Below are 25184 nucleotides of genomic sequence, written 5' to 3' on the forward strand. Positions count from 1 at the left end.
TCGGCCGCGCGGCGCGTTCGCGGGGCCGATGGAAAAAGTATAGGCGGCGCGGCGGCGTTTCTCTTGGCCACGCATGCCGCGCCGGTGGTGTCGATCACCCGCTCGTCACGGCAGCGGCGCGAGCAACCGGCGCGCCGCTTCGACGACCCGTGCGGACAGCGACGCCATCGTCGGCGATTGCACGGTCCATGCGTGCCAGTACAGCGTGATGTCGGTCGGATGCAGCGGCGCGAGATCGACGAGCCCCTGCGCGTCGAGCGGTGCGCCGCCGAGCAGCGGCTCCGGCACCATCGCGTAGCCGAGCCCGTGCCGCACCGCCGCGAAATGCGCGTGCGTGCCCGGCACGTAGTGGCACGGATACGCGCCTTCGGGCAACCCGAACTTCTCCTTCAGGAACGAGGACTGCAGCGTGTCGCGCCGCGAATACGCGACGACCGGCGCATGGCGCGCGCCCGTGCGGTTCAGGCCGCGCGGAAACCAGCGCAGCGCGAACGCGGCGGCCGCGAGCAGCCGGTAGCGCATCGTGCCGAGCGGCGTCGCGACGCAGCCGCGCATCGGCTTCGGCTCGGTCGTCACGCAGCCGACGGCCATCCCGCTTTCGAGCAGCGCGAACGTGTGGTCCTGGTCCTCGACGATCAGCTCGAACAGGATGCGCTCGCCCGCGAGCACCGACGTCAAGGCTGGCAGGAACCAGGTGCCGAGGCTGTCGGAGTTCAGCGCGATCGTGACCGAGATCGGCGATTCGCGCTCGGTCGCGAGCGTGCTTTGCAGGTCGGCCTGCAGCAGCGCGACGCGGCGCAGGTGCTGCAGCACGCGCTGCCCGGCCGCCGTCGGCCGGCACGGCCGCGTGCGCAGCACGAGCGGCGCGCCGAGGCTCGCCTCCAGCGCGCGGACCCGCTGCGTGACGGCGGACGCGGTCACGTGCAGGCGCACGGCGGCCTGCTCGAAGCTGCCGGTGTCGGCGACGGCCAGCAGCGCGGCGGCTTGCTTCGGATCGATCGTCAGAGACATGTCGACGCAATTCTTGTGAACGTAAGACGAGAACAGGCGGTAGTGTAAGGCAGCACGCGCGACGGACCGGATGCGGCGTGACGTCTCGCCGCGTGCAACGACGCCGGTGGCGCGCGTGTTTTGAACTACGCTGTATGAACGTGTGCGCCGCGAGCCGGCGCCACACGCGGTGCGGGTTGCACGACCCGCACCCTTCACCCGACCGACACGCCCAGCCGACGGAGCGACTTCGCGATGATCTTCCGGCAACTCTTCGACCCGCAATCGTCGACCTACACGTACCTGCTCGCCGACCGCCCATCGCGCGAAGCGTTGCTGATCGACCCGGTGTTCGAGCAGGTGCGCCGCGATGCGGCGCTGCTCGACGAGCTCGGGCTGCGGCTCGTCGCGACCGTCGATACGCACGTGCACGCCGATCACGTGACGGGTGCGTGGCTGCTGAAGCAGCGCACCGGCAGCGCGATCGCGATTTCGGCCGCGAGCGGCGCGCAGGGCGCCGACCGCTACCTGAACGACGGCGATCGCTGCGCATTCGGCCCGCGCTACCTGACCGTGCGCGCGACGCCGGGCCACACGAGCGGCTGCATCAGCCTCGTGCTCGACGATGAATCGATGGCGTTTACCGGCGACTGCCTGCTGATTCGCGGCACCGGCCGTACCGACTTCCAGCAGGGTGACCCGCGCGCGCTGTATCGCGCGGTGCACGGCCGGCTTTTCACGCTGCCGGCCGCATGCCTGCTGTATCCCGCGCACGACTATCGCGGGCTCACGGTCACGAGCGTCGGCGAGGAGCGGCGCTTCAATCCGCGCCTCGGCGGCGATCTCAGCGAGGACGATTTCGCGGGCTACATGCGCAACCTCGGGCTCGCGCATCCGCGCCAGATCGACGTCGCGGTGCCCGCGAACCTGCAGTGCGGACTCGCCGCGAATGCGCCCGACGTGCAGGCGGCGCCCGACTGGGCGCCGCTCGTCTATACGTTCGCCGGGTTCTGGGAAATCGATCCGCAGTGGCTCGAGGATCACCTGCCGGCGGTGCAGGTCGTCGACGTGCGCGAGCCCGACGAATTCACCGGCCCGCTCGGCCACCTGCCGGGCGCGACGCCGATTCCGCTCGGCGAACTGGCCGCGCGCACCGGCGAACTCGCGCGCGACCGGCCGATCGTGACCGTGTGCCGCGCGGGCGGCCGCTCCGCGCAGGCGACCGTGATCCTGCTGAAGGCCGGCTTCGATGCCGTCGCGAACCTCGGCGGCGGGATGCTGCGCTGGCGCGGCGAAGGCCGCGTCGTGATGGACGGCCGGTCGTAGCGGCGCGATGCCGCGCAACGGAAAAAAATGTTCGGCCCAGTGTCGATTCGGCCCGGCGCCGTTCGTCGTCAAGGTATCCGATCACGTGGCGCCGCATGACGCGGCGCCGAAACCCCGAGAGACCCGCGATGACGCCGACGCTTTACGCCCATCCCTTTTCGTCCTATTGCCAGAAGGCGCTGACCGCGCTGTACGAGAACGGCACGCCGTTCGACTATCGTGTGCTCGCGCACGACGATCCGAAGCCGATGCAGGAACTGGCCGCGCTGTGGCCGCTGAAGCGCTTTCCGGTACTCGTCGACGCGGGCCGTACCGTGATCGAGGCGACGATCATCGTCGAGTATCTCGATCTCTACCACCCGGGCCCCGCGCGGCTGGTGCCCGACGACCGGCGCGCGGCGCTGGAAGTGCGGATGATGGATCGTTTCTTCGACAACTATGTCGCGACCCCGCAGCAGAAGGTCGTGTTCGATGCGTTGCGGCCGGAACACGAGCGCGATGCGCGGGGTGTCGCCGATGCGCGCGCGATGCTCGAAACGTCGTACGCATGGCTGGATCGCACGATGGCCGATCGCGAATGGGCGGCCGGCGACCGCTTCAGCCTCGCCGACTGCGGCGCGGCGCCGTTCCTGTTCTACGCGGACTGGACGCACCGGATCGATCCGTCGTTCGCGAACGTGATCGCATATCGCCGGCGGCTGCTTGCGCGGCCGTCGTTCGCGCGTGCGGTCGACGAAGCGCGGCCATATCGCTCGTTCTTCCCGCTCGGGGCGCCCGACCGCGACTGACGTGCGCGGCCGCCGTCGCCCCGGCGGCGACGATCCGAAGGGCGGCGCGCGCCGGGCGCGATGCCGCCGCGCAGGGCCGGCAGCGTGTGCCCGGGCGTCGTGTCGACAGCAGCGGATGCATGGCGGCGCCGTCCCGTTACATCGCCGTATGCTTGACCGACTGCGCGAGCGTCAGCAGTTCGTCGAACTGCGTGATCAGCTCGAAGCACAGCAGGAACGCGAGCGTATAGGCCGGCGCGGGGAAGCGCCGGATCGCCTCCAGCACCTGCGGCGCGAAGCGCGATCGAATCGCATCGCGCGTCAGCAGCCACGCGAGCGCGATGCCGATCGCGGCGCCGGCGATCAGGTCGGTCGGGTAGTGATAGCCGAGATACGCGCGCGGCACGCAGATGAACACGACCGCGTACAGCAGCGAGAACACGCCCGCGCGTCGCGCGATGATGAAGATGCCCGTCGCGATCGCCATCCACAGCATCGCGTGATCGCTCGGAAACGAACTCCAGGCCTGCAGCGTGGCCGCACGCAATTCCTCGGACGGGAAGTGCAGGTGCAGGTCGGGGTTGTAGATCGGCCGCACGCGGAACGGCAGGACTTTCGCGAGCAACCGCCCGAACGCGAGCGCGACGAGCCCGCTCGCGACCGTCGCGATGACCAGCTCGCGTTGCCGTTCGCGCTGCGGTCCCGGCTGGAACCACAGCCAGCACAGCACGGGGATCAGGACGAAGCCCTTGAACGTATAGAGGCCGGCGATCACGCGGATCGCATGATTCATCAGCGGTCCGAAAGTAATGTGGGTGAGGAAGATCTGGATCGTGGTGTCGAAATTGTTCATGTTCTGCGACCCCGGCGGACACGCAGCACAGGACATGCGACCGGCAGGGATCAGGAAGCGCGCTCGCACCGGAGCGCAATGGGGGGCAAGTATGTCACCGGTAATTTCGAAGAAAATGGGAAAAAATACCGGGAATCCCCTGAGAAAACGTATCTTGCCGATGGGGCCGGATTGGGGAGGGCCGTGCGGTGCGGCCGTGAGAAATGATCCGATGATTGCGCGCGGGGGCCGGGTGCGGGCGAAAAAATAATCGGTTGAGCTGCGCAATCCGGCGACGCGTTCCGAGTATTGCATCGGATGAACGAATGCCGGCTGTCTCTCGCACGAATCCGCCATGCCGCGCGGGGCCGCACAGCACCGATCGAAAATAAAAGAAAAGGCGGGCAAGCCCTGCGAACCCGCCCGTCTTCCAATCGCACTGCCGAAAATCGACGGCGCCACGTGCGCACGGCCGGTGCCGCTGGCGACGTTGTCGGCGCCGGCGCGATCACCGCATGCCGGTCAAGTTGCGCGAGCAACGAACCGCCGAGCGCGGCGCCGCCCGCCATCCCGATGAACATGCCGAGAACAGCACCGCGTCGAGGCGGCTGCGCGTCGAACGACGCGACACGTGAGCCGCAAGCGCCGCGGCGCGCCGTCAACCGCGCCGGATGCCTTCGGGCAGCGCGCTGATGCGGCGCACTTCGGGCGAGTCGAGCCACGCGCGGGACGTCGCGCAGTCGACGAACATGTCGGTCGCATCGTCGCCCCAGAACAGGTCGCCGTCGAGTTCGAAGGTCGGCACGCCGAACACGCTATGCGCGATCGCCTGATCGGTGTTCGCGCGCAGCGCGTCCTTCACCGCTTGCGCGTCGACCGCCGTCACACCTTCCGGAAAGCCGACCGCCTCGCACAGCGCGGCGAAACCCTCTGGCGTCGATACGTCCTGGCCGTCGCGCCAGATGTGCCGGAAGATCCGCCGGATCGCATCGGGCGTGTTGCCCATCGCGATCGCGAGACGCAGCGGCCGGATCGGGTTGAACGGATGCGCGGGCGGCATCCGGAATGGAATGCCGAGCTTGTCCGCGCGGTACTGCGCGTGGCGATAGGTGAAGATGCGCTTTGCCGCGATCTCGGCCGGCGCTTTCTGGCCCCAGTGCGTGAGCACGGCGCCGAGCACGATCGGTTTCGGCTCGTAGGCGGCAGCCGGCGGCAACTCGTCGAACCGTTCCTGCTGCAGGTAGGCGAACGGCGAGACGAAATCGAAATACCAGGTGGCGGTGCGCGGGGCGTTCATCGTGGGTTCCCTTGTGCGTGTCCGGACGGCAGTGGCATGTGCCGCGCCGGCGGGCGGCGCGCTGCATGCGGCAGCGGCCAGTGTCGCATGCGGCCGGCGTTTGCGCTGCCGCGTCGCGGACGCGCGTGCCGGCTAGGGCTGCGCGGGTTCGTCCGCGGCCGCGGTGAAGCGCGCGAGACTGTCGCGCACGGCCTGCGCGTCGTAGCGCGCGCCGGCGCCACCGAGCGCGACCGTTGCCTTCTGCGCGAGCGGCAACAGCAGCGCGAGCGCCGCGGCCATCGCCGGCGCGGCGGCCAGCCGCGATTTCGGCCCGGACACCGTGAGCGCGCCGACGCAATCGCCGGCCGCGCCGAACACCGGCACGGACGCCGACGCCGTCTCCGGGTCGCGCTCGCCGTACGACGCGGCCCACAACTGTTCGCGTATGTCGTTCCAGCGCGCATCGTGCGGGTCGGTGAACGCGAGCAGCACCTTCCCGGACGCCCCCTGGTGAACGGGAAACTCCTCGCCGACCCGGATCGACACACGCACCGTGCGCGCGGGTTCGACGCGGTAGAGCACCGAGCGCATCTCGCCGTGGCGCACGTAGAACGACGCCGTTTCGCCGAGTTCGCGGCTCAGCGTCTCGAGCAGCGGCTCGACGACCGGGCCGACCCGGAACGAACGCTGATACAGCGCGGCGAGCCGCAACGGCTCGTGTCCGACCGCGTACTGGCCGTCGTCGAGCTTGCGCATGAAGCCGCCGTGCTCGAGCGCGGCGAGCAGGCGCAGGATCGTGCTCTTGTACAGCCCGGTGCGGCGCGACAGTTCCGCGAGCGACAGCCGGTCGTCGGTTTGCCCGAACGCATGGAGGATCGCGAACGCGCGATCGAGGACGGCGACGCCGCTGGAGGCGTCGGCCGACGAGTCGGGGGCGGCGCCGGTGGGTTCTGCGGGGAGCGAGGTCGGAGGCACGGCTTGCGGGTCCTTGGGTGACGGTCGATCCACTATATCGTTCTGCCTGATAGAACGCAAGTTCCAGAAAATCGCAATTTCACGGGTATACCCCGCTTACAGGCGATTCGACGCGCCTCTAAAGTTCCGTCAAACAGAACGTTGTTCTTTTGGATAGAACTATGGGGTGTCGAATGAGCGTTTCCGGGTATCCAGAGGTGCTGGTCAGCGAGGTCGGGCCGCGAGACGGCCTGCAGAGCATCAAGGCCGTGATGCAGACAGCCGACAAGCGGCGCTGGATCACCGCGCTCGCCGCGGCCGGCCTGCGCGAGATCGAGGTCGGGTCGTTCGTGCCCGCGCGGCTGTTGCCGCAGATGGCCGACGTGCGGGAAGTCGTCGCGCATGCGCTGGCGATTCCCGGGCTGCACGTCGCCGCGCTCGCGCCGAACCTGCGCGGCGCCGAAAGCGCGTACGAGGCGGGCGTCCACAAGCTGACGTTGCCGGTCTCGGTGACCGAGGCGCACTCGCTGGCGAATATCCGCAAGACGCCCGCGCAGATGATCGACGAGGTGCGCGCAATCGTCGCGCTGCGCGATGCGCGGTTTCCGTCGGTGCAGATCGAGGCCGGCGTGTCGGTCGCGTTCGGTTGCACGCTTGCCGGCGCGGTCTCCGACGACGAGACGATCGCGATGGCGGTCGCGATGGCCGAATGCGGGGTCGACGAGATCGGTCTGTCCGACACGAGCGGCTACGCGAATCCGGTGCAGGTGCGCCGGCTGTTCACGCGCCTGCAACGCGAAGTCGGCGACAAGGCCGGCGGCGCGCACTTCCACAACACCCGCGGGCAGGGGCTCGCCAACGTCGTTGCCGCGCTCGACGCCGGCGTGACGACGATCGACGCGAGCCAGGGCGGTCTCGGCGGCTGCCCGTATGCACCGGGCGCGACCGGCAACATCGTCACCGAGGATCTCGTGTTCCTGCTGGAGTCGATGGGGATCGACACGGGCATCGACGCCGATGCGCTGCTCGCCGCGCGCGCGATCCTGCACGCGGCGCTGCCTGCCGAGCCGCTGTATGGCCACGTGCCGGACGCGGGGCTGCCGAAGGGATTCCGTTACGCGGACGGCCGTGCGCCGTCGGCGGCCCAGCCGGAAGGTTGCCTGACGGGAGTCGCGCAATGAACGATCGCCAACCGGCCGCGGCGCTGCCGTACGAAGGCGTGCGCGTGATCGAGATGACGCACATGGTGATGGGCCCGACCTGCGGCATGCTGCTCGCGGATCTCGGCGCGGAAGTCATCAAGATCGAACCGATCGCGGGCGACAGCACGCGTGCGCTGCGCGGTTCCGGCGCGGGCTTCTTCGGGATGTTCAACCGCAACAAGAAAAGCCTCGCGGTCGACGTGAAGGATCCGCGCGGGCTCGAGATCGTGCGGCGGCTCGTCGCGACGGCGGACGTGTTCAGCGAGAACTTCAAGAGCGGCACGATGGATCGGCTCGGTCTCGGCCATGCCGCGTTGTCCGCGCTGAATCCGCGCCTGGTGTACGTGTCGCACAAGGGTTTCCTGCCGGGGCCGTACGAACATCGCACCGCGCTCGACGAAGTGGTGCAGATGATGGGCGGTCTCGCGTACATGACGGGCCCCGAAGGCCGTCCGTTGCGTGCGGGCTCGAGCGTGAACGACATCATGGGCGGGATGTTCGGCGCGATCGGCGCGATGGCCGCGCTCGCGCAGCGCGAACGCACCGGCCGCGGCCAGCAGGTGCAGAGTTCGCTGTTCGAGAACAACGTGTTCCTCGTCGCGCAGCACATGATGCAGTTCGCGGTGACGGGGCAGGCCGCGTCGCCGATGCCGAGCCGCATTTCCGCGTGGGCGGTCTATGACGTGTTTTCGGTGAAGGACGGCGAGCAGATCTTTCTCGCGGTCGTATCGGACACGCAATGGGCGCTGTTCTGCGACGCATTCGGCCTCGCCGCGCTGAAGGACGATGCGCGTCTTGCAACCAACAACTTGCGCGTTCAGGCCCGCGAGTGGCTGCTGCCCGAACTGCGTGCGCGGCTCGCCGAGCATTCGGCGGCGGAGATCGGCGCGATCTTCGAGTCGATCGGCCTGCCGTATGCGCCGATCACGAAGCCGCAGGACCTGTTCGACGATCCGCACCTGCTCGCGACGGGCGGGCTCGAAGCCGTGACGCTGCCGGCCGACGCGAGCAGCGCCGGCCGGCCGGTCGACACGCGCACCGCGCTGCTGCCGCTCACGCTCGCGGGCGAGCGCCTGCGGCTGCGCGCGGCGCCGCCCGCGCTCGGTCAGGACACGTGCGCGTTGCTCGGCGAACTCGGCTATACGCCGGACGAGGCCCGGGCGCTGATCGCAGCCGGCGTCGTCGCCGGGACGCACGGACACGGCGCGGACGGCCAACCGCCGGACGTGGCGGCCGATGCGCCTTCGGCGAACGAAGTGGCGAGCGCGTAGCGCCGCCGCGATCCATCGAACGAACAACAGGCGTCCTGCCCGTGCGATCGCGCGGGCGAGGAGCGCCGTATCCACGGAGACAACCATGACATCCGCTTCCCCGGCGCTGGCCGCCGATCGCGAAACCGACGCGTCGATCGAGCAACGGGCCGTGCGCAAGGCCGCGTGGCGTTTCATTCCGCTGCTCGCGCTCGCGTACTTCTTCAACTACCTCGACCGCACGAGCGTCGGGTTCGCGGCGCTGACGATGAACCGCGATCTCGGCTTGACCGCGACGCAGTTCGGCTGGGGCGCGGGGATCATGTTCGCCGGCTATTGCGTGTTCGAGGTGCCGAGCAATCTCGCGCTGTATCGCTTCGGTGCGCGGCGCTGGCTCGCGCGCATCATGATCACGTGGGGGCTGATGGCGGCGGCGACCGCGCTCGCGACCGGGCCGACGAGTTTCTATGCGATCCGGCTGCTGCTCGGCATCGGCGAAGCCGGGTTCTTTCCGGGCGTGATCTTCTTCCTCGCCGTGTGGTTTCCGGCGAGCTACCGCACGCGGGTGCTCGCGTGGTTCACCGTGTCGACACCGCTGTCGTCGCTGATCGGCGGCCCGTTGTCGACGTGGCTGCTGCAACTCGACGGCGCGCTCGGCCTTGCGGGCTGGAAGTGGATGTTCATCGTCGAAGGGCTGCCCGCGTGCGCGCTCGGCTTTTTCGTGCTGAAGCTGCTGTCCGATTCGCCCGCGGATGCCGCGTGGCTGTCGAGCGACGAGCGTGCCGCGCTGCAGCGCGCGTTCGAGCGCGAAGGCGCGGCCGCCGGCCGCAAGAAGCACTTCGGCGTCGCGCTGCGCGACGTGCGCGTGTACGTGCTCGCGCTGATCTCGTTCGGCTTCACGATGGGTTCTTACGGGATCGGCATCTGGTTGCCGCAGATGCTCAAGGCACACGGCATGTCGACGATGCAGACGGGCTGGCTTTCCGCGGTGCCGTACTTCTTCGCGACCGTCGCGCTGCTGTGGTGGGCGAAGCGGGTGGACCGGCGCGGCGGCCCGGTCGCGAACCTGGCGATCGGGCTGGCCATCGGCGCGGTGGCGCTCGGCGTGTCGACCCACTTCCTGACGCTCGGGCCCGCACTCGTCGGCATCACGCTCGCGCTGATCGGCACGATTGCCGGCCGCACGATCTTCTATACGCTGCCTTCGCGCTTCCTGTCCGGCCAGGCGGCGGCCGGCGGGCTCGCGCTGATCAATTCGATCGGCGCGCTCGGCGGATTCGCGGGCCCTTATCTCGTCGGCTACCTGAAGGACGGCTTCGGCACCTTCACGGCCGGGATGCTCGGCCTCGCGATCGTGCTGGCGATCACAACGCTGCTCACGCTGTCGCTGTACGCATTCGACCGGAGCGAATGACATGGATGCGACCATTTCGATCAAACGACGCCGGTTGCTCGGTGCGGCCGCCGCATCGCTCGCGCTCCCTGCATGGGCCGATACGCGCGCGCCGGCTGAAAACGGACCTTCCCGCATGACGACCCAAGGCAACTATCTCGCAGTGCGAAGCGACTGGCTCGCATCTGCGCTCGAACCCGCACTCGATCCGGATCTGCCGATCGTGGACGCGCATCATCACTTCTACGAGCGGCCGGGCTGGATCTACATGCTCGACGACTATCTGCAGGACGCGCGATCCGGCCACAACGTCCAGGCATCCGTCTACATGCAGGCGCTGACGCGCTATCGCGACGCGGGCCCGGCCGAACTGAAGCCGGTCGGCGAGACGGCCTACGTCGCCGGCGTGACGGAGCCGCTGCAACGCAGCGGCCCGGCCGTCGCGAAAGGCATCGTCGGGCACGCGGACCTGCGGCTGGGCGAGCGCGTGCGCGACGTGCTCGAAGCGCATGTCGACGCGGGTCGCGGACGCTTTCGCGGCGTTCGACACCTGAGCACCTGGGATGCCGATCCGTCGCTCGCCAACCCGTTGTCGGCGGTGCCGCGCGGGCTGCTGCTAGACCCCGCGTACCGGGCCGGCGTCGCGCAACTCGCGCCGCTCGGACTGTCGTACGACGCGTGGCTGTTCTTTCCTCAATTGCCCGAGCTGTTCGATCTGGCGAAGGCGAACCCCGACACGCGGATCGTCGTCAATCACTGCGGCGGCGTCGTGCGGATCGCGAGCTACGCGGACCAGCGGCCGGAAGTCTTCCAGCGCTGGTCGGCATCGATGCGCGAACTCGCGCAGCTGCCGAACGTATTCGTGAAGGTCGGGGGCCTCGGCATGCGGATCAACGGGTTCGATTTCGAGAAGGGCACGCGGCCGCCGTCGTCCGAACAGCTCGCCGCCGCGTGGAAGCCGTGGATGCTCACGTGCATCGAGGCGTTCGGCGCGAAACGCTGCATGTTCGAGAGCAATTTTCCGGTCGACAAGGGCTCGTATTCGTACGTGAACGGCTGGAACGCGTTCAAGCGGCTGACCGCACACGCGAGCCCGGACGAGCGCGATGCGCTGTTCCGCGGGACCGTCTCGCACGCGTACCGGCTCGGTTGACGCGTACCGCGCACGTCGCGTCGTGCCAGCTAGCCCGTCTCGACCAGCGCCGCCAGCCGGGCGAGCGCCATGCGCCAGCCGGTCTCGTTGTCGGCCGCCGGCACGCCGGGCGGCACACCGTCGTGCACCGCGTCGACGCGTGTGCCGCCAGCTTCGTCGGACAGCGTGATCGTGATCGTCATCGCGCCGCGCAGCATCGGATCGTCGGTTTCGAACACGTCGATTTCGACGATCCGTTCGTCGGGCACGAGCGTCACGAAGCGGCCGTGATAGGTGTCGGTGTGCGCGGTGGTCTTGCCGGTGCCGTCCGACGGTTCGTCGTAGCTCAGCGACACGCGCAGCGCGCCGCCTTCGCGCGCGTCGTAGGCGAGCACGCGGCACGTCATGCCGTCCGGCACCTTCCATTGTTCGACGGCGTGCGGATCGAGCAGCGCGCGATAGACGCGCCCGCGCGGTGCGTTCAGGTGCCGGCTGACCCGGGTCGAATGCGTGTGCATCTGCAGCATGTGGCCTCCCGCGGAGCGCGCGCGACGGTGCACGCCGGATGCCGGCGTGTCGTCACGCTTCCTTCAGGAATCCTAGGCGCGCGCGCGGCGGCATGCAATGGCCCGCGCACGTGCGTATTCAGCGCAATGCGGACGCGAATTCGTCGAGCTGCGTGATGCAGGTGTTCCAGCCGTCGAAGAAGCCGAGGGCCTCGTGGCGCTCGCGCGTCGCGGCGTCGGGATGCATCACGCGCGCGTCGTAGCGGCAACCGGCGGCGTCATCCGCCATCGTGATGATCGCCGTGAAGCCCAGCCACGGCACCTGCGGCCGCCAGCCGCCCGCGAGCATCGACGTGAACGCGATGCGCGCTTCCGGCACGATGTCGAGGAAGCACCCGGGGTTGTCGCTCGTGCCGCCGTCGGGGCCGCGCATGAACGTGTGGAAGGCGCCGCCCGGGCGCAGGTCGAACGCGCGGACTTCGGTGGTCCACGGTTTCGGGCACCACCATTCCTTCAGCAGTTCGGGATCGGTCCACGCGCGCCAGAGCGCCTGGCGCGGCGCATGCAGCGTGCGCGTGATGACGAGGTCATGAGCTTCGGCGGGGTCGACGTGGCGGGTTGACATGCGCGTGCTCCTCCTGGTGACGGCGTTCGACGAATTCCACGAGACGATCGGCGCGCGCTTCCCACAGCGCGCGCTGCGCGGCGAGCCACTGCTCGGCTTCGGCCAGCCGGCCGCCGACCAGCTCGCAGGTGCGCGTGCGGCCGGTTTTCCGGGTCGTGACGAGGCCGCTGCGCTCGAGCACCGCGACATGCTTCATCAGCGACGGCAGCGCCATGTCGAACGGCGCGGCCAGTTCCGAAACGGTCCGCACGCCGTTGCCGAGCGCGCTGACGATCGCGCAGCGCGTCGGATCGGCGAGCGCCTGGAATACGTCGTTGATGCCGGGTTCAAAGTTAGCCATGCGGCTAAGTATAGGCAATGCAACGGGAATTTTCGTCGCTTAGGATGATGGGGAGGTAACACCCGCCGACCGGGCCGGGCGTCGTGTTGCCGGGCATCCGCCGCCGTTTCGCATGTATCAGCAACACGGCGGCATTCCATTCGATCCGGGCGCACGTCGGCCGAACGCGTGCTCCGCCTGATTTCCGGAGAGGGTATGACAGAACCTGTGACCGTCCGCCGTGTCGACGCGAGCGAAGCCCGCGCCTGCATCGACGCGCTGGCCGACGTGCTGATCGATTGCGTCGAAGGCGGCGCGTCCGTCAGCTTCATGTTGCCGATCGAACGCTCGACGGCCGTCGCGTTCTGGACGCGGGTGGCCGACGGCGTCGCGAGCGGCGAGCGCATCCTGCTGATCGCCGAGGACGCGGCCGGCCGGATCGTCGGCACCGTGCAACTCGTGACCGCGCAGCCGGAGAACCAGCCGCATCGAGCGGACCTCGCGAAGATGCTCGTGTCGCGTCATGCGCGCCGGCAGGGCGTCGCTGCGCGGCTGATGGCGGCTGCCGACGACGCCGCGCGCGCCGCCGGCAAGACCGTGCTCGTGCTCGACACCGTGACGGGCGGCGATGCCGAGCGCCTGTACGAGCGGGCCGGCTGGCAGCGCGTAGGCGTCGTGCCGAACTATGCGCTGATGCCCGACGGCGCGTTGTGCGCGACGACGTATTTTCACAAGCAGCTCGCGTAATGGGGCCGGATGCGGTCGCGATCCGGGTCGCGACCGGCGCGCATGCGCGGCGGCGCGGCGGCGCGGCAGTACCGCCGCCGGAAGCCGGGCGAACCAGAAAAGCCGGCCGGCGCCGCCGCGGCTCCGATATATTCGTGCTGGAACACGTCACCGCCACGCCAACGGAATTGCCGCCTCGATGAAACGCTCCCGTATCGCCTTCGCCCTCACGGGCCTGCTCGTCGCGGTGCCGATCGCCGCCTACGCGCTCGTCAAGCCGCTGCGCGTCGTCGCGCCCGCGCTGCTGCCCGGCGTGTCATGCCCGAGCGCGGACATCTGCACCGACGATGCCGCGAAGCTCGGCATCGCGCAGCAGCTCTATCGCGACGGCTACGCGCGCGCGGCCGCGGCCGTCGGCCCGTTTCGCGACGCGCCGCGCGTCGTGTTCTGCTCGACGCGCGCGTGCGCCGACCAGTTCGGTCTCGGCGAACGCGCCGCACTGACGCTCGGGGATTTCGGCGTGGTCGTCGCGCCGCGCGGCTGGCAGACCTACTTTCTCGCCCACGAGCTGATCCACCACCGGCAGGCCGAAGTGCTCGGCAACCTCGCGGTCGCGACCAAGCCGCGCTGGCTGATCGAGGGGATGGCGTATGCGTTGAGCGACGATCCGCGTCATCCGCTGTCGGAGCCGTTCGAGTCGTGGCGCACGCAATTCGCGGCGTGGCATGCGGCGCTCGGCCAGCGGCCGTTGTGGGATGCCGCCAGGGCCGTGCAATAGCGATCGCGCGCGACCGGCGCCCGTCGTGCCGCTACGCCGGTACGGCCGGATCGTCGGGCTGCGCGCCGAGCGTGCGCCGACCCGCGTCGAGGATCTCGTCGGCCAGCGCCGGATCGGTGCCGGCGATCGCGCGCGACAGCACGAGCGCACCGACCATCTGGCTGAAGACGGCGATCGCGTCGCGGCGCGTGTCCGCCGCGGCCGGGCCTTCGGCGGCCACCATCCGTTCCAGCCGGTCGAGATACGCGGCGGCGCCGTGCGCGTAGCACGCGCGCGCCGCGTCGGTTAGCCGGGGGGCATCGCCCGCGAAACCCGACAGCGGGCAACCGGCTTCGACGTTGTCGCGATGCGCGGCCGACAGGTACGCCGTCGCCTGCTTCGCGACGTTGCCGGCGTTCGGTGAATCCGCGCGGTCCTGGATCGCTTTCTCCATCACCGCGGCGACCAGCGCATCCTTCGATTTGAAGTGGTTGTAGAAGCCGCCCTGCGTGAAGCCGGCTTCCTTCATCAACTCCGTCAACCCCACCGCGTCGACACCGCGCACCCGGAACAGCCGCTCGGCGGCCGCGACGATCGCGTTGCGGTTTTCGGCGGCCTGTTGTCTCGAGACGCCCATCGATCCCTCCCTCATTCCGGCAATTGCGTCGATTGAAAAACACAATGGTGATCGCCATTGACGTGTCGAAATCGCGCTGACACAATGCACCGCAAAGACAATGGTGATCGACATTGACATCGAGTGTAGCCGACTTCGCGAATGAAGCGAAGCGACCGGCGCGGCACGGATGGATATCGGTCCCGGTGCGGCGTGGCGTGGGCGGCGGACTGCGCGGCTTCCGGCACGGCACCGGCGGAGCAACGGTTCGGTCCGCGATGGCGGCGTGGTTTATCACCGGATCCCGGGCGCGCGGCGAACCGGCGCGAGCGGGATCCTTTCTCCGAAAGGAACGAGCATGAAGATCGAAGGTGCAGTGGTGTTCGTCACGGGCGCGAACCGCGGGCTCGGCCGCGAGTTCGCGAAGCAGGCGCTCGAACGCGGGGCGCGCAAGGTCTATGCGGGCGCGCGCGATCCGGCCAGCGTGACGCTGCCGGGCGTGGTGCCCGTGAGGCTCGACGTGACCGATCCGGCGACGGTCGCCGCGGCCGCCGATATCGCGCGCGACGTCACGCTGCTGATCAACAACGCGGGCATCGCACGACTCGGCAGCCTGACCGACGACGGCGCGCTCGACGCGTTGCGCGATCACTTCGAAACCAACGTGTTCGGAATGCTGGCGATGTCGCGCGCCTTCGCGGGAACGCTGGCCGGCCACGGCGGCGGCGCGATCCTGAACGTGCTGTCGGTCGCGAGCTGGGTGAACCGGCCGATCCTGTCGGGCTACGGCGTGTCGAAGTCGGCCGCGTGGGCGCTGACCAACGGGCTGCGGCATTCGCTGCGCGAACAGCATACGCAGGTCGTCGGGCTGCATGCGGGGTTCATCGATACCGACCTGACGGCCGGCCTCGACGTGCCGAAGGCCACGCCGGCCGACGTCGTGCGCCAGGCGTACGAGGCAATCGAAGCAGGGGAGGAGGAAGTGTCGACCGACGAGTTCACGCGGCAGGTGAAGGCCACGCTGTCGTCGGGCGTCTATCTGGAGGAGCCGGCGCCGCGTTGACGCAGCCGGCAACGCGACCCCGCCGCCCGCTCGATGAGCGCGGCGGCGGGGCGTTTCGTCAGACCGTCGTGTCGATGATGCCCGGGATCTTCACGTCCGGGTTCACGTCCGCGTCGTAGTCGACGCCGGCGATCTCGAAGCCGAACAGGCGCAGGAATTCCGTCTTGTAGCCCGCGAAGTCGGTCATTTCGTACAGGTTCTCGTTCGTGACCTTGTCCCACATCGCGACGACCTTGTCCTGCACTTGCGGGTCGAGCTCCTTGTAGTCCGCGCGCAGACGGCCTTCCTCGTCGATGTGCGGCGTCGCGCCGTACAGGCTGTCCTTCAGGAGCCCGTACACCTGCTCGATGCAGCCTTCGTGCGTGCCCTTTTCCTTCATCACCTTGAACAGCAGCGACAGGTAGAGCGGCATCATCGGGATCGCCGAGCTCGCCTGCGTGACGACGGCCTTCAGCACCGACACGCGCGCGTCGCCGCCATGCGCGGCCAGCTTGTCGCGGATCGACAGCACCTTCTTGTCGAGATCCTTCTTCGCTTCGCCGATCGAGCCGTTCCAGTAGATGTCGTGCGTGATCTGCTCGCCGAGATACGTGAACGCGGTCGTCTTCGCGCCGTCGGCCAGCACGCCGGCTTCATCGAGCGCGTCGATCCACATCTGCCAGTCCTCGCCGCCCATCACGGCGACGGTGCCGTCGATCTCTTCCTGCGTCGCCGGCTCGAGCGACACTTCGCGGATCACTTCCTTGTCGGTGTCGAGGCCGCGGAACGTGACCGACTTGCCGACCGGCTTCAGCGTCGAGCTGATCGTTTCGCCCGTCTTCGGGTGCGTGCGGCGCGGTGCCGCGAGGCTGTAGACGACCAGGTCGACCTTGCCGAGATCCTGCTTGATGGTGTCGATCGTGATCTGCTTGACCTTGTCGGAGAAGGCGTCGCCGTTGATGCTGCGCGCATAGAGCCCCTTTTCGGCGGCGAATTTCTCGAACGCGGCGCTGTTGTACCAGCCGGCGGTGCCCGGCTTCGTCTCGCTGCCGGCGCGCTCGAAGAACACGCCCAGCGTGTCCGCGCCCGAGCCGAATGCGGCCGAGATCCGGGCGGCGAGGCCGTAGCCGGTCGACGCGCCGATCACGAGCACCTTCTTCGGACCGTTGGCGATCGGGCCGTGCGAAGTCACGTAGTCGATCTGTTCCTTGACGTTGGCTTCGCAGCCGACCGGATGAGTCGTCACGCAGATGAAGCCACGCACGCGCGGTTTGATGATCATGGGAGAACCTCTAGTCAGAAAGGCGCGGACGGCCTGAAATCGGAAAAATCCCGCGCATTGTAATGGAAGCGGGCGCAACGGCGGGAAAGGTGAGCCGTGGCCGCGGTCGCAGTCGCCCGCGGGCGGGACGGTCGAGGCAGCCATTCGCGTCGCCGCCCGATATTTCTCTCTTGACAGAAATAACTGAAAAAACTAAATTCCCCGACATGGAACTCACACCGATTGCCGAACGATTCATCCTCCACTGGGGCGAAATGGGCTCGCGCTGGGGCGTCAACCGCACCGTCTCGCAGATTCACGCGCTGCTGTACCTGGCCGGCCGGCCGGTTGCGGCCGACGAGATCGCCGAGACGCTCAACGTCGCGCGTTCCAACGTCAGCACGAGCCTGAAGGAACTGCAGGCATGGCGGCTCGCGAAGGTCGTGCACGTGCTGGGCGACCGGCGCGACCATTTCGAGACGTCGACCGACATCTGGGAACTGTTCAAGCTGATCGTCGAAGGGCGGCGGCAGCGCGAGATCGAACCGACGCTCACGGTGCTGCGCGATTGCCTGACGAGCCCGGAGATCGCCGACGAGAGCCGCGAAACCGAACAGCGCATCCGCGACACGCTGCAGTTCGTCGAGACGCTCACGACCTGGTCGGACGAGATGCTGCGGCTCAAGCCCGACACGCTGATGAAGGCGCTCGGCATCGGCGCGAAGATCAGCCAGACGGTCAGGCGCAAGTCGTCGAAGTAAGCGGTACCGGACGTGCGGGCACGCAGCCCGCTTTTTTTGAAAGTGAAATTTCTGTCTTTACAGAAATAACTGTAGATAGAGGGCGAAAATGAACAGGGCATCGCGATCGACCCGCCGGCATGCCGCACCGTGGAGTGCGACATGAACATCCTCGTCTGCGGCGCGAACGGCTTCATCGGGCGGGCGCTGGGCGCGCGGCTCGAAGCCGGCGGCCATCGCGTGCTGCGCGGCGTGCGGCATGCGGTCGGCCCGCACGACGTCGCGATCGACTTCACGAAGGACGTCGATCCCGATGCGTGGCTCGCCCGGCTCGACGGCGTCGACGTGGTGATCAATGCGGTCGGGATCCTTGCGGACCGGCGTGACGCGACGTTCGACACCGTGCATCGCGCGGCGCCCTGCGCGCTCTTCACCGCGTGCTGTCGTGCCCGCGTGCGACGCGTGATCCAGATCTCGGCGCTGGGCGTCGAGCGCGGCGACACGCCGTATTTCGCCAGCAAATACGCAGCCGACACCTTCCTGCGGACGCTGCCGCTCGATTACCGGATCGTGCGCCCGGCGCTCGTCTACGGCGCTTCCGGCACGTCGGCACGGTTCTTCCGGATGCTCGCGAGCCTGCCCGTGCACGCATTGCCGGCGGGCGGCCATCAGCGGCTGCGCCCCGTGCACATCGACGATCTCGCCGAACTCGTCGCGCGGCTCGTCGATGCGCCGGCGGCCGGCAATCCGGTCATCGACGCGGTCGGCAGCGACGAAGTCGAGTATCGCGAGATGCTGAGCGTCTATCGCGCCGCGCTGGGCTTCCCGCAGGCGGCGCGCATCGCGCTGCCGGGCCCGCTGGTCGGGGCGGCGGCCGCGCTGCTCGGCGCGCTGCCGGGCGCGATGCTGACCCGCGACACGTGGACGATGCTGCGCGGCGGCAACACCGGCGATCCCGCGGCGCTCGCGGCCGTGCTCGGCCGGCCGCCGCGCGGGCTGCGGCATTTCATCGGCGCGGACGCGCCCGCACTGCGCCGCGACGCGCTCGCGATGTGGCGGCGGCCGCTGCTGCTGGGCGCGCTCGCGATCGTCTGGATCTGGACGGCCATCGTCAGCGCGTTCATCCATCCGCGGCACGACAGCCTCGCGATGCTCGCCCGCGCGCACCTGACCGGGCTGCCCGCGCTGATCGCGCTCTACGCGGCCAGCGCGCTGGACTTCGCGTTCGGCGTGGCGACCGTCGTCGCGCCGTCCCGCCGGCTGTGGGCCGCGCAAGGCGCGCTGATCGTCGCGTATTCGGCCGTCATCGCGGTCACGATGCCCGGCCTGCTCGCCGAGCCGTTCGGCCCCGTGCTCAAGAACGTGCCGATTCTGGCGATCTTGTTGATCCTCTTTTCAGAAGAACACGCATGAACACCTATCTCGTGATCAAGACGCTGCATATCCTGTCCTCGGTGCTGATGGTCGGCACGGGTTTCGGCACCGCGTTCTACCTGTTCTTCGCGAACCGCACGCGCTCGGTGCCGGCGATTGCCGCCGTGTCGCGCCTCGTCGTGCGCGCGGACTGGTGGTTCACGACGCCGGCCGTGCTGTTCCAGCCCGCATCCGGGCTGTGGCTCGCGCATACGGCCGGCTGGCCGTGGACGACGCCGTGGCTGGTCGCGTCGATCGTGCTGTATGCGGTCGCGGGCGCGTGCTGGCTGCCGGTCGTATGGCTGCAGATCGAACTGGCCGCGATGGCGAAGCTCGCGCATGCGAACGGCGATGCCGCGCTGCCGGAACGGTACTGGCGCTATGCGAAGCGCTGGGAGCTGCTCGGCTATCCGGCGTTCTTCGCGATGCTGAGCGTTTATTTCCTGATGGTGCTCAAGCCGATGTGAGCGAGGCAGCGCGGCCTGAAACGGCGATTTCGCCTGACGCGCTGTCGATTCTCGCGGGCTCGTGTATAACTTCGACGGGAGCGCGTCCGGGCCGTGTCGCGCCTCCCGAACGCTTCGCATTCGACCTCACAAGGAGCCTGCATGCTGCACATCCTCGGCAAGATCCCGTCCATCAACGTCCGCAAGGTGCTGTGGCTGTGCACCGAACTGAACCTGCCGTTCGAACAGGAAGACTGGGGCGCGGGCTTTCGCACGACCAACGACCCGGCCTACCTCGCGCTGAATCCGAACGGCCTCGTGCCGGTCATCAAGGACGACGACTTCGTGTTGTGGGAGTCGAACACGATCATCCGCTATCTCGCGAACCGCTATGGCGGCGACGCGCTCTATCCGGCCGAGCCGCAGGCGCGCGCGCGGGTCGATCAGTGGATCGACTGGCAGGGCACGGACCTGAACCGCTCGTGGGTCGGCGCGTTCCTCGGCCTCGTGCGCAAGTCGCCCGATCACCAGGACCCGGCGGCGATCGCGCAGTCGATCGCGGGCTGGACGAAGCACATGCAGATACTGAACGCGCAGCTCGAAGCGACCGGCGCGTTCGTGGCCGGCGATCGCTTCACGCTCGCGGACATTCCGATCGGCCTGTCGGTGAACCGCTGGTTCGGCACGCCGTTCGAGCATCCGGATTTCCCGGCAGTGAAGCGCTACATCGAGCGCCTGGCGACGCGCGAAGGTTTCCAGCAGTACGCGGGCAGCGCGAACCCGTAACGCATCGCATGTCGCGCGCGGCGCGGCGGCGTGATTTGCCGCCGCAGCGCCGCCGCGCCGCGGCCGTCACGAGCCCGATGCCGGTACGGCCTCGAGCACGCGCGCGAGAAACGCCTCGTGATTCCAAGCGGATTCCGGCCGCGACAGCCCGAGCCGCACGACCACCAGCTCGCGACTCGGCACCACGCTCACGAACTGGCCTTCGTGGCCGACCGCATGAAACGCGTCGACGGGCAGCGGGCTCGCGTGCGCATCGCGATCGTTGAACGGCTCCGGCACCTTCACCCACAGATGCGCGCCGAATTCCTGGCGCGTCGACAGCGGCGTCGCGCGCGTCAGGTAGCGCACCCAGCCTTGCGGCAGCAGCCGCTGCCCGTTCCACACCCCGTCCTGCCGCAGAAGCTCCCCGAAGCGCGCCCAGTCGCGCGCGCTCGCATACATGAACGACGCGCTGCCGAGCGTGCCGGCCGCATCGGGCTCGAACACCGCGCTGCGCATGCCGAGCGGCGCGAACAGCGCGCGGCGCGGAAACGCGAGGTAGTCGCCTTCGCTGCCGCCCATCGCCTCGCGCATCACGCGCGCGACGATCGCGCTCGTGCCGCTCGAGTAGTACCACTGCGTGCCGGGCTGCGCGGCGAGCGGCATGGCCGACGCGAAACGCGCGGTGTCCGGCTGCGTGAACAGCATCACGGCGACGTCGGACAGCGGGTCGTCGTAGTCCTCGTTGAATTGCAGGCCGCTCGTCATCCGCAGCAGCTCGTCGAGCGTAATCGCCGCGCGCAGGTCGCCGCTGTCGCGCCATTCGGGCAGCAGCGCCGACGCGTCCGGCGACAGCTTGTGCTGCGCGACGAGCATGCCGGCCAGCGCGGCCGTCACGGTCTTCGTCATCGACCAGCCGGGCAGCGGCGTGTCGGCCGCGAAGCCGGGTGCATAGCGTTCGGCGATCACCTGGCCGCGCCACATCACGACGACCGCGCGGGTGCGCCGCGGTCGCGCCGGGTCGGGTTCGTCGAACGCGCGGTCGAGCGCGGCCTGCAGCTTGCGTGCGTCGATGCCGGCGGGCGGTGCGGCCGGCGCCGCTTCGTGCGTGGGCGGCGGATCGGTGGCGGGCGGCAGCGCGGCCGGCAGCCCGCCGGGCGACGGTCCGAGCGCGAGCGTGCAGCCGAGCCCGGGCCGGAAGTCCGCCTCGCGTTGCGCGAACCCGGCGAAGGTCGCGACGGCACGATGATGCTCGGGATCGATCGACGGACGCACCAGCTTCAGCAGCGGATGCACGCCGGCCATGATGTCGACGTCGATCACCGACGCGGCCGGACGGCCCGACACGAACACGCCCGAACACAGCGCCTTCGCGGCATAGCCCGTCGCGATGGGCGCGAGCCGCGACAGCATGTAGCCGGTGTAGCCGGCCGCGGCGACGAGCGCGACGGCGGCACCGCGCAGGATCAGCGATTTGAAGGGGATCGTCATGCGCGAGCGTCCTCGGTGGCGTGCCGGCCGGCAACGATGGCAACGATCCGGCAGTGTCGCAGGTTCGCGCGAGCGGTGGCAATCGTGGGGGCGGGTGACGCCGGGCGGCGTCGGTCAGGCGGCATGGTGCCCGGCGTCTGCGAATCGCATGTGTCGATCGCGCAGGTTCGAACGGGCCGCACGCGGCCCGTTCGCGGGATGCGTCATTGTGCGTTGCCGTTGTCCGAACGCAGTGTCCAGACCGTCGCGGTATTCGTGTTGTCGTCGACGGCCGCGAATTCCGGCTGGCCTTTGCTGCCGCGCCCGAACGCGAGCCCGAATGCCGCGCCCGGCACGGTATCGACCTGCATCTGCGCGACGAAGCGCCCGTCCACCGTGAATTCAACGATCTCGCTCGGTTGCAGCGGGTCGGGGTTGACCGCGTCGCCGTTCGCGGTCACGAGATGGCCGTTCGGCGCGAGCGCCAGCGCGAGCGGGCCGTGCAGGTGAGCCGCATCGAAGTAGATCATCCGTCCGACGCCGCTGTTGCGATTCGTCGTCGCGGCATTCTGGATCGCGAACACCGCGTTGTCGCCGGTCGAGGCGACATACAGGACGTCGATGTCGGGATCGTACGCGAGGCCGGTCGGGCCGACGACGAGCGCAGCGGGATCGGTCCGGTTCACGTAGCCCGATGCGATGATCTGCGAGCCCGGCAGCATCCTGACGCCGTCGCTGCCGATCATCAGCTCGATCCGTGCGACCGTCCCGTTCAGCACGTTCGACACGAACGCGGTCACGCGCTGGCCGCGGTCGATCACGGTCATGTCCCACGGTCCGTCGAGCAGTGTGCTGCTCGACAGTTGCGTGACGAGATTGCCTTGCGGACCGATGACGAGCAGCGAGCCCGGGGGGACCACGGTCTTGCCGTCCGGCGCCGGCACGTTGCCGACCAGCACGAAGCCGCTGCGCAGCACCGCGAGCGCGGTCGTCAGGCCGACATTGCTGCCCTGGAAGAACGTTGCCGGCGTCTTGCCGGGCGACAGCTTGACGACCGTCGTGCCGGTGCCTTGCGTGTTCGATGCCGCGTTGAAGTTGGATACGACGACGTCGCCCGGTTTCAGCGTGCTCCAGCTCGGCACGCCGCGCGGCACGAACGCGATGCCGTACGGATTGACGTCGCCGTTGGCGGGCACGGTCGACGCCGTGACCGACGAGACCGGCAGGATCGAATTGCCGCCGCCGGCCCACGCGAAAGCCGACGACAACGCGATCAGTCCCGCGCCGCAAGCCGCGCGGCATAGCGTGCGCGCCATCGTGCGGCAGGCGTGGGCGAGGATCGGCGGATGAACGGCAAACACGGGCGGGGCGGGCGAACGACAGGAGGGGAGAGGGTCCATGGCATGACTCCGGTTGATGATCGCGAGCAGTCATCCCGGCTGCCGGCCTGCGCAGCGCGCGGATGTCCGGCGCGGATCCGCGGTCCTGACGTGCGAGTCCGCACTCGAAATAAACGGATCGCGACGGCCGGATATTCCATCCGGCGACGGGCATTGCACGCGAGTCGGCGCGCATTGTTCGCCGCCATGGCGACACGGCCTGACAAGTTGAAATCCGGACCGCCGTCGGCCGATAATCGTCCGGCATCGTTCCCAGTCAAACCGCAATCGCAAACATCGGAAAACGCCCATGTCCTACGACAACAACAACCCGTTCGCCCGAATCCTGCGCGGCGAACTGCCGTGCGTGAAGGTCGCCGAAGACGACGCGACCCTCGCGATCATGGATCTCATGCCGCAGGCCGACGGTCACGTGCTCGTGATCCCGAAGGAGCCGGCCGCGCAGATCTTCGAGCTGTCCGGCGACGCGGCCGCGGCCGGTATCCGCATGACGCAGCGCGTCGCGGCGGCCGTGCGCGCGGCGCTCGGGCCGGACGGCGTGTTCATCGGCCAGTTCAACGGCGCGGCGGCGGGCCAGACGGTCCCGCACGTGCATTTCCACGTGATTCCGCGCTGGGAAGGCGTCGAGCTGCGGATGCACGCGCGCGACATCGCCGATGCGGCGACGCTCGAATCGATCGCGGAGCGGATCCGCGCGCGTTTCGTGTAACGCGCAGACGGCGCGTGGTTCGGGCGGCGCCAGCGGGCGCGTGCCGCGACGCCGTGCGCGCCTGTTTCAGCGGTCACACCACGTAACACGTGTAACCGCTCGCGAAACGTGTCCCGGTGGCCCCGGCGCTAGACTCCGCGCATTGCCGCATCGAGCGACGGGAAGGGCCGGTTGTCTCTTCCGCGCCGGCCGTCGCAGGCTGCGACGGCGCGGTTTTCGCGAGATGCAACGTGCCCTCTTCGCCGGGAATCGAGTCATGTACAAAATCCTCATCACGTTTGCGCTGATCGGCGGCCTGTCCGGCTGCTATGTCGCGCCGCCTTACGGCTACTACGCGCCCGCGCCGGCCTACTACGGCTATGCGCCGGCCTATTACGCACCGCCCGTCAGCGTCGGCATCGGCGGCAACTTCCGCATTCGCTGACCGGGCGGCAGGCGCGGGCGCCGCCCGCACGTCGAGCGGCCCCGTCGTTCGACGCTTGGCCGCCGCTTCCCGCACGGACGACTCGCGCGCCGCATGACGGCGCGCGTGCGCATGGCCCGCCCGGGTTCCTATACTTCACAGGAAAGCCCACTCCGGCGAGGCAGCCATGGCCGTTACGCGCAAGGTCGCAATCGTGGCGAGCGTCTCCACGCTCGTCTATCTCGGGCTCGCCGTGCTCGGCATCGGCGGGTTCGCCGCCTTCTTCTCGCATCCGCAACTGACCGTCATTGCCGTCGCGACGCTCGCGCTGGCCGTCGCCGCGTTGTTCACCGAAGGCAACCTGAGCGCCGGCGAACGCGAGAACCGCGACAACCGCTGGGTGCTCGCGGCCTTTGCGGCCAGCGGGTTCCTGCTCGCATACCTGCCCGCGCTGACCGACCGGCTCGACGTATGGACCTTCGGCGGCGACACGGTGCGCTGGACCGGCGTCGTGCTGTACGTCGCGGGCGGCGTGCTGCGCATCTGGCCCGTGTTCGTGCTCGGCAAGCGCTTCAGCGGGCTCGTCGCGATCCAGCCGGGCCACACGCTGGTGACGGACGGTATCTATCGGAGAATTCGCAACCCGAGCTATCTCGGCCTGCTCGTCAATGCGGCCGGCTGGGCGTGCGCGTTCCGCTCGGGCATCGGGCTGCTGCTCGTCGCGTTGACGATGATCCCGCTGGTCGCCCGCATCCGTTCCGAGGAAGCGTTGCTGCGCGCGCAATTCGGCGCCGAATACGACGCGTACTGCGCGCGCACGTGGCGGCTGTTGCCGGGCGTGTACTGACCCTCGTTCGTCCTGGA

General features: G+C 69.0%; 27 protein-coding genes and 1 pseudogene. 16 read left to right on the forward strand and 12 right to left on the reverse strand.

Annotated features, from left to right (window positions below; genetic code table 11):
- Positions 1-105 precede the first annotated feature (105 nt).
- Complete coding sequence (locus U4Z64_RS18370; protein WP_044848501.1) at positions 106-1011, reverse strand: HTH-type transcriptional regulator ArgP; 906 nt, start codon at positions 1009-1011, stop codon at positions 106-108.
- Positions 1012-1245: 234 nt separating this feature from the next.
- On the opposite strand from U4Z64_RS18370, the gene U4Z64_RS18375 reads away from it, so the two are divergent.
- Positions 1246-2316 carry an MBL fold metallo-hydrolase gene (locus tag U4Z64_RS18375; protein WP_124486093.1) on the forward strand — a complete coding sequence of 357 codons (1071 nt, stop codon included), beginning with the start codon at positions 1246-1248 and terminating at the stop codon, positions 2314-2316.
- A 128-nt stretch (positions 2317-2444) separates the two neighbouring features.
- Positions 2445-3104, forward strand: coding sequence for a glutathione S-transferase family protein (locus U4Z64_RS18380; RefSeq protein WP_044848503.1), 660 nt, complete (start codon positions 2445-2447; stop codon positions 3102-3104).
- Positions 3105-3240: 136 nt separating this feature from the next.
- Here U4Z64_RS18380 and U4Z64_RS18385 read toward each other — a convergent pair whose 3' ends face one another.
- The 4 genes and pseudogenes from U4Z64_RS18385 to U4Z64_RS18395 form a co-directional block, all read right to left on the reverse strand.
- The gene (locus U4Z64_RS18385) at positions 3241-3936 is read right to left on the reverse strand and encodes a phosphatase PAP2 family protein (protein WP_044848504.1); all 696 of its coding nucleotides are present in this window, start codon (positions 3934-3936) and stop codon (positions 3241-3243) included.
- A gap of 431 nt (positions 3937-4367) precedes the next feature.
- Positions 4368-4534 (reverse strand): annotated as a pseudogene (locus U4Z64_RS37635) (MFS transporter); the annotation flags it as partial.
- A 39-nt stretch (positions 4535-4573) separates the two neighbouring features.
- Complete coding sequence (locus U4Z64_RS18390) at positions 4574-5212, reverse strand: 2-hydroxychromene-2-carboxylate isomerase (protein ID WP_044848505.1); 639 nt, start codon at positions 5210-5212, stop codon at positions 4574-4576.
- 132 nt (positions 5213-5344) lie between these two features.
- Positions 5345-6166, reverse strand: coding sequence for an IclR family transcriptional regulator (locus U4Z64_RS18395; protein ID WP_321820590.1), 822 nt, complete (start codon positions 6164-6166; stop codon positions 5345-5347).
- Between the two features lie 173 nt (positions 6167-6339).
- On the opposite strand from U4Z64_RS18395, the gene U4Z64_RS18400 reads away from it, so the two are divergent.
- From U4Z64_RS18400 to U4Z64_RS18415, 4 genes are all read left to right on the forward strand, one after another.
- Positions 6340-7326, forward strand: a complete 987-nt coding sequence (locus U4Z64_RS18400) for a hydroxymethylglutaryl-CoA lyase (protein WP_321809895.1) — start codon at positions 6340-6342, stop codon at positions 7324-7326.
- Positions 7323-8618 carry a CaiB/BaiF CoA-transferase family protein gene (locus U4Z64_RS18405; protein ID WP_321809894.1) on the forward strand — a complete coding sequence of 432 codons (1296 nt, stop codon included), beginning with the start codon at positions 7323-7325 and terminating at the stop codon, positions 8616-8618. Before U4Z64_RS18400 ends, U4Z64_RS18405 begins: the two co-directional genes overlap by 4 nt.
- An 85-nt stretch (positions 8619-8703) precedes the next feature.
- Positions 8704-10011 (forward strand): MFS transporter, encoded by a 1308-nt coding sequence (locus tag U4Z64_RS18410; protein WP_044848509.1) that lies wholly within the window; start codon positions 8704-8706, stop codon positions 10009-10011.
- A gap of 1 nt (position 10012) precedes the next feature.
- Positions 10013-11143 carry an amidohydrolase family protein gene (locus U4Z64_RS18415; RefSeq protein ID WP_044848510.1) on the forward strand — a complete coding sequence of 377 codons (1131 nt, stop codon included), beginning with the start codon at positions 10013-10015 and terminating at the stop codon, positions 11141-11143.
- 29 nt (positions 11144-11172) lie between these two features.
- On the opposite strand, the gene U4Z64_RS18420 is transcribed toward U4Z64_RS18415, so the two are convergent.
- The 3 genes from U4Z64_RS18420 to U4Z64_RS18430 form a co-directional block, all read right to left on the reverse strand.
- Positions 11173-11649, reverse strand: a complete 477-nt coding sequence (locus U4Z64_RS18420; protein ID WP_044848511.1) for an SRPBCC family protein — start codon at positions 11647-11649, stop codon at positions 11173-11175.
- A gap of 118 nt (positions 11650-11767) precedes the next feature.
- On the reverse strand, positions 11768-12253 hold the full coding sequence (locus U4Z64_RS18425; protein ID WP_321809893.1) for an SRPBCC family protein: 486 nt from the start codon (positions 12251-12253) through the stop codon (positions 11768-11770).
- On the reverse strand, positions 12216-12593 hold the full coding sequence (locus U4Z64_RS18430) for a metalloregulator ArsR/SmtB family transcription factor (RefSeq protein WP_321809892.1): 378 nt from the start codon (positions 12591-12593) through the stop codon (positions 12216-12218). Before U4Z64_RS18430 ends, U4Z64_RS18425 begins: the two co-directional genes overlap by 38 nt.
- Before the next feature lie 195 nt (positions 12594-12788).
- Here U4Z64_RS18430 and U4Z64_RS18435 point away from each other — a divergent pair, with 195 nt between their 5' ends.
- Together U4Z64_RS18435 and U4Z64_RS18440 are read left to right on the forward strand one after the other, a co-directional pair.
- Positions 12789-13319 carry a GNAT family N-acetyltransferase gene (locus U4Z64_RS18435; RefSeq protein WP_321809891.1) on the forward strand — a complete coding sequence of 177 codons (531 nt, stop codon included), beginning with the start codon at positions 12789-12791 and terminating at the stop codon, positions 13317-13319.
- 178 nt (positions 13320-13497) lie between these two features.
- Positions 13498-14076, forward strand: coding sequence for a membrane protein (locus U4Z64_RS18440; protein WP_044848515.1), 579 nt, complete (start codon positions 13498-13500; stop codon positions 14074-14076).
- A 31-nt stretch (positions 14077-14107) separates the two neighbouring features.
- Here U4Z64_RS18440 and U4Z64_RS18445 read toward each other — a convergent pair whose 3' ends face one another.
- Positions 14108-14692, reverse strand: a complete 585-nt coding sequence (locus U4Z64_RS18445; RefSeq protein WP_321809890.1) for a TetR/AcrR family transcriptional regulator — start codon at positions 14690-14692, stop codon at positions 14108-14110.
- 337 nt (positions 14693-15029) lie between these two features.
- Here U4Z64_RS18445 and U4Z64_RS18450 point away from each other — a divergent pair, with 337 nt between their 5' ends.
- A complete protein-coding gene (locus tag U4Z64_RS18450) occupies positions 15030-15734 on the forward strand; it encodes an SDR family oxidoreductase (RefSeq protein WP_044848517.1) in 705 nt (234 codons plus the stop codon).
- Between the two features lie 58 nt (positions 15735-15792).
- Here U4Z64_RS18450 and fabV read toward each other — a convergent pair whose 3' ends face one another.
- Complete coding sequence (gene fabV / locus U4Z64_RS18455) at positions 15793-16995, reverse strand: enoyl-ACP reductase FabV (RefSeq protein ID WP_124529225.1); 1203 nt, start codon at positions 16993-16995, stop codon at positions 15793-15795.
- 206 nt (positions 16996-17201) lie between these two features.
- Between fabV and U4Z64_RS18460 the strand changes: the two genes are divergently transcribed.
- The 4 genes from U4Z64_RS18460 to U4Z64_RS18475 all read left to right on the forward strand — a co-directional run bounded on the left by U4Z64_RS18460 (position 17202) and on the right by U4Z64_RS18475 (position 20359).
- Positions 17202-17735, forward strand: a complete 534-nt coding sequence (locus U4Z64_RS18460; RefSeq protein WP_006760784.1) for a GbsR/MarR family transcriptional regulator — start codon at positions 17202-17204, stop codon at positions 17733-17735.
- A 141-nt stretch (positions 17736-17876) separates the two neighbouring features.
- Complete coding sequence (locus U4Z64_RS18465) at positions 17877-19127, forward strand: SDR family oxidoreductase (RefSeq protein ID WP_321809889.1); 1251 nt, start codon at positions 17877-17879, stop codon at positions 19125-19127.
- Positions 19124-19594, forward strand: coding sequence for a DUF2269 family protein (locus U4Z64_RS18470; RefSeq protein ID WP_124666353.1), 471 nt, complete (start codon positions 19124-19126; stop codon positions 19592-19594). Before U4Z64_RS18465 ends, U4Z64_RS18470 begins: the two co-directional genes overlap by 4 nt.
- Before the next feature lie 141 nt (positions 19595-19735).
- Positions 19736-20359: a glutathione S-transferase family protein gene (locus U4Z64_RS18475; protein ID WP_044848521.1), complete on the forward strand. Its 624-nt coding sequence runs from the start codon at positions 19736-19738 to the stop codon at positions 20357-20359.
- 66 nt (positions 20360-20425) lie between these two features.
- Here the strand turns inward: U4Z64_RS18475 and U4Z64_RS18480 are convergent, their stop codons facing one another.
- Together U4Z64_RS18480 and U4Z64_RS18485 are read right to left on the reverse strand one after the other, a co-directional pair.
- Positions 20426-21829, reverse strand: a complete 1404-nt coding sequence (locus tag U4Z64_RS18480; RefSeq protein WP_321809888.1) for a serine hydrolase — start codon at positions 21827-21829, stop codon at positions 20426-20428.
- A 203-nt stretch (positions 21830-22032) separates the two neighbouring features.
- Positions 22033-23208 (reverse strand): hypothetical protein, encoded by a 1176-nt coding sequence (locus tag U4Z64_RS18485; RefSeq protein WP_321809887.1) that lies wholly within the window; start codon positions 23206-23208, stop codon positions 22033-22035.
- 289 nt (positions 23209-23497) lie between these two features.
- Here U4Z64_RS18485 and U4Z64_RS18490 point away from each other — a divergent pair, with 289 nt between their 5' ends.
- The 3 genes from U4Z64_RS18490 to U4Z64_RS18500 all read left to right on the forward strand — a co-directional run bounded on the left by U4Z64_RS18490 (position 23498) and on the right by U4Z64_RS18500 (position 25167).
- Entirely contained in the window at positions 23498-23917 is a 420-nt protein-coding gene (locus tag U4Z64_RS18490) for an HIT family protein (protein WP_321809886.1), read from the forward strand.
- A 256-nt stretch (positions 23918-24173) separates the two neighbouring features.
- Positions 24174-24341, forward strand: a complete 168-nt coding sequence (locus tag U4Z64_RS18495; RefSeq protein ID WP_185500310.1) for a hypothetical protein — start codon at positions 24174-24176, stop codon at positions 24339-24341.
- A gap of 166 nt (positions 24342-24507) precedes the next feature.
- A complete protein-coding gene (locus U4Z64_RS18500; protein ID WP_321809885.1) occupies positions 24508-25167 on the forward strand; it encodes an isoprenylcysteine carboxylmethyltransferase family protein in 660 nt (219 codons plus the stop codon).
- The last annotated feature ends 17 nt before the right edge of the window (positions 25168-25184 follow it).

The organism is Burkholderia sp. BCC1996, from assembly GCF_905339955.1.
Lineage (GTDB): Bacteria > Pseudomonadota > Gammaproteobacteria > Burkholderiales > Burkholderiaceae > Burkholderia.

What these genes read in the sequence shown, in the direction of transcription:
- U4Z64_RS18380 (WP_044848503.1), top strand. Translation starts at nt 2,445, where the DNA reads ATGACGCCGACGCTTTACGCCCATCCCTTTTCGTCCTATTGCCAGAAG.
- U4Z64_RS18470 (WP_124666353.1), top strand. Translation starts at nt 19,124, where the DNA reads ATGAACACCTATCTCGTGATCAAGACGCTGCATATCCTGTCCTCGGTG.
- U4Z64_RS18410 (WP_044848509.1), top strand. Translation starts at nt 8,704, where the DNA reads ATGACATCCGCTTCCCCGGCGCTGGCCGCCGATCGCGAAACCGACGCG.
- U4Z64_RS18435 (WP_321809891.1), top strand. Translation starts at nt 12,789, where the DNA reads ATGACAGAACCTGTGACCGTCCGCCGTGTCGACGCGAGCGAAGCCCGC.
- U4Z64_RS18485 (WP_321809887.1), bottom strand. Translation starts at nt 23,208, where the DNA reads ATGGACCCTCTCCCCTCCTGTCGTTCGCCCGCCCCGCCCGTGTTTGCC.
- U4Z64_RS18440 (WP_044848515.1), top strand. Translation starts at nt 13,498, where the DNA reads ATGAAACGCTCCCGTATCGCCTTCGCCCTCACGGGCCTGCTCGTCGCG.
- U4Z64_RS18415 (WP_044848510.1), top strand. Translation starts at nt 10,013, where the DNA reads ATGGATGCGACCATTTCGATCAAACGACGCCGGTTGCTCGGTGCGGCC.
- U4Z64_RS18425 (WP_321809893.1), bottom strand. Translation starts at nt 12,253, where the DNA reads ATGTCAACCCGCCACGTCGACCCCGCCGAAGCTCATGACCTCGTCATC.
- U4Z64_RS18465 (WP_321809889.1), top strand. Translation starts at nt 17,877, where the DNA reads ATGAACATCCTCGTCTGCGGCGCGAACGGCTTCATCGGGCGGGCGCTG.
- U4Z64_RS18420 (WP_044848511.1), bottom strand. Translation starts at nt 11,649, where the DNA reads ATGCTGCAGATGCACACGCATTCGACCCGGGTCAGCCGGCACCTGAAC.
- U4Z64_RS18390 (WP_044848505.1), bottom strand. Translation starts at nt 5,212, where the DNA reads ATGAACGCCCCGCGCACCGCCACCTGGTATTTCGATTTCGTCTCGCCG.
- U4Z64_RS18490 (WP_321809886.1), top strand. Translation starts at nt 23,498, where the DNA reads ATGTCCTACGACAACAACAACCCGTTCGCCCGAATCCTGCGCGGCGAA.
- U4Z64_RS18385 (WP_044848504.1), bottom strand. Translation starts at nt 3,936, where the DNA reads ATGAACAATTTCGACACCACGATCCAGATCTTCCTCACCCACATTACT.
- U4Z64_RS18495 (WP_185500310.1), top strand. Translation starts at nt 24,174, where the DNA reads ATGTACAAAATCCTCATCACGTTTGCGCTGATCGGCGGCCTGTCCGGC.
- U4Z64_RS18445 (WP_321809890.1), bottom strand. Translation starts at nt 14,692, where the DNA reads ATGGGCGTCTCGAGACAACAGGCCGCCGAAAACCGCAACGCGATCGTC.
- U4Z64_RS18375 (WP_124486093.1), top strand. Translation starts at nt 1,246, where the DNA reads ATGATCTTCCGGCAACTCTTCGACCCGCAATCGTCGACCTACACGTAC.
- U4Z64_RS18370 (WP_044848501.1), bottom strand. Translation starts at nt 1,011, where the DNA reads ATGTCTCTGACGATCGATCCGAAGCAAGCCGCCGCGCTGCTGGCCGTC.
- U4Z64_RS18405 (WP_321809894.1), top strand. Translation starts at nt 7,323, where the DNA reads ATGAACGATCGCCAACCGGCCGCGGCGCTGCCGTACGAAGGCGTGCGC.
- fabV (WP_124529225.1), bottom strand. Translation starts at nt 16,995, where the DNA reads ATGATCATCAAACCGCGCGTGCGTGGCTTCATCTGCGTGACGACTCAT.
- U4Z64_RS18475 (WP_044848521.1), top strand. Translation starts at nt 19,736, where the DNA reads ATGCTGCACATCCTCGGCAAGATCCCGTCCATCAACGTCCGCAAGGTG.
- U4Z64_RS18500 (WP_321809885.1), top strand. Translation starts at nt 24,508, where the DNA reads ATGGCCGTTACGCGCAAGGTCGCAATCGTGGCGAGCGTCTCCACGCTC.
- U4Z64_RS18430 (WP_321809892.1), bottom strand. Translation starts at nt 12,593, where the DNA reads ATGGCTAACTTTGAACCCGGCATCAACGACGTATTCCAGGCGCTCGCC.
- U4Z64_RS18480 (WP_321809888.1), bottom strand. Translation starts at nt 21,829, where the DNA reads ATGACGATCCCCTTCAAATCGCTGATCCTGCGCGGTGCCGCCGTCGCG.
- U4Z64_RS18460 (WP_006760784.1), top strand. Translation starts at nt 17,202, where the DNA reads ATGGAACTCACACCGATTGCCGAACGATTCATCCTCCACTGGGGCGAA.
- U4Z64_RS18450 (WP_044848517.1), top strand. Translation starts at nt 15,030, where the DNA reads ATGAAGATCGAAGGTGCAGTGGTGTTCGTCACGGGCGCGAACCGCGGG.
- U4Z64_RS18400 (WP_321809895.1), top strand. Translation starts at nt 6,340, where the DNA reads ATGAGCGTTTCCGGGTATCCAGAGGTGCTGGTCAGCGAGGTCGGGCCG.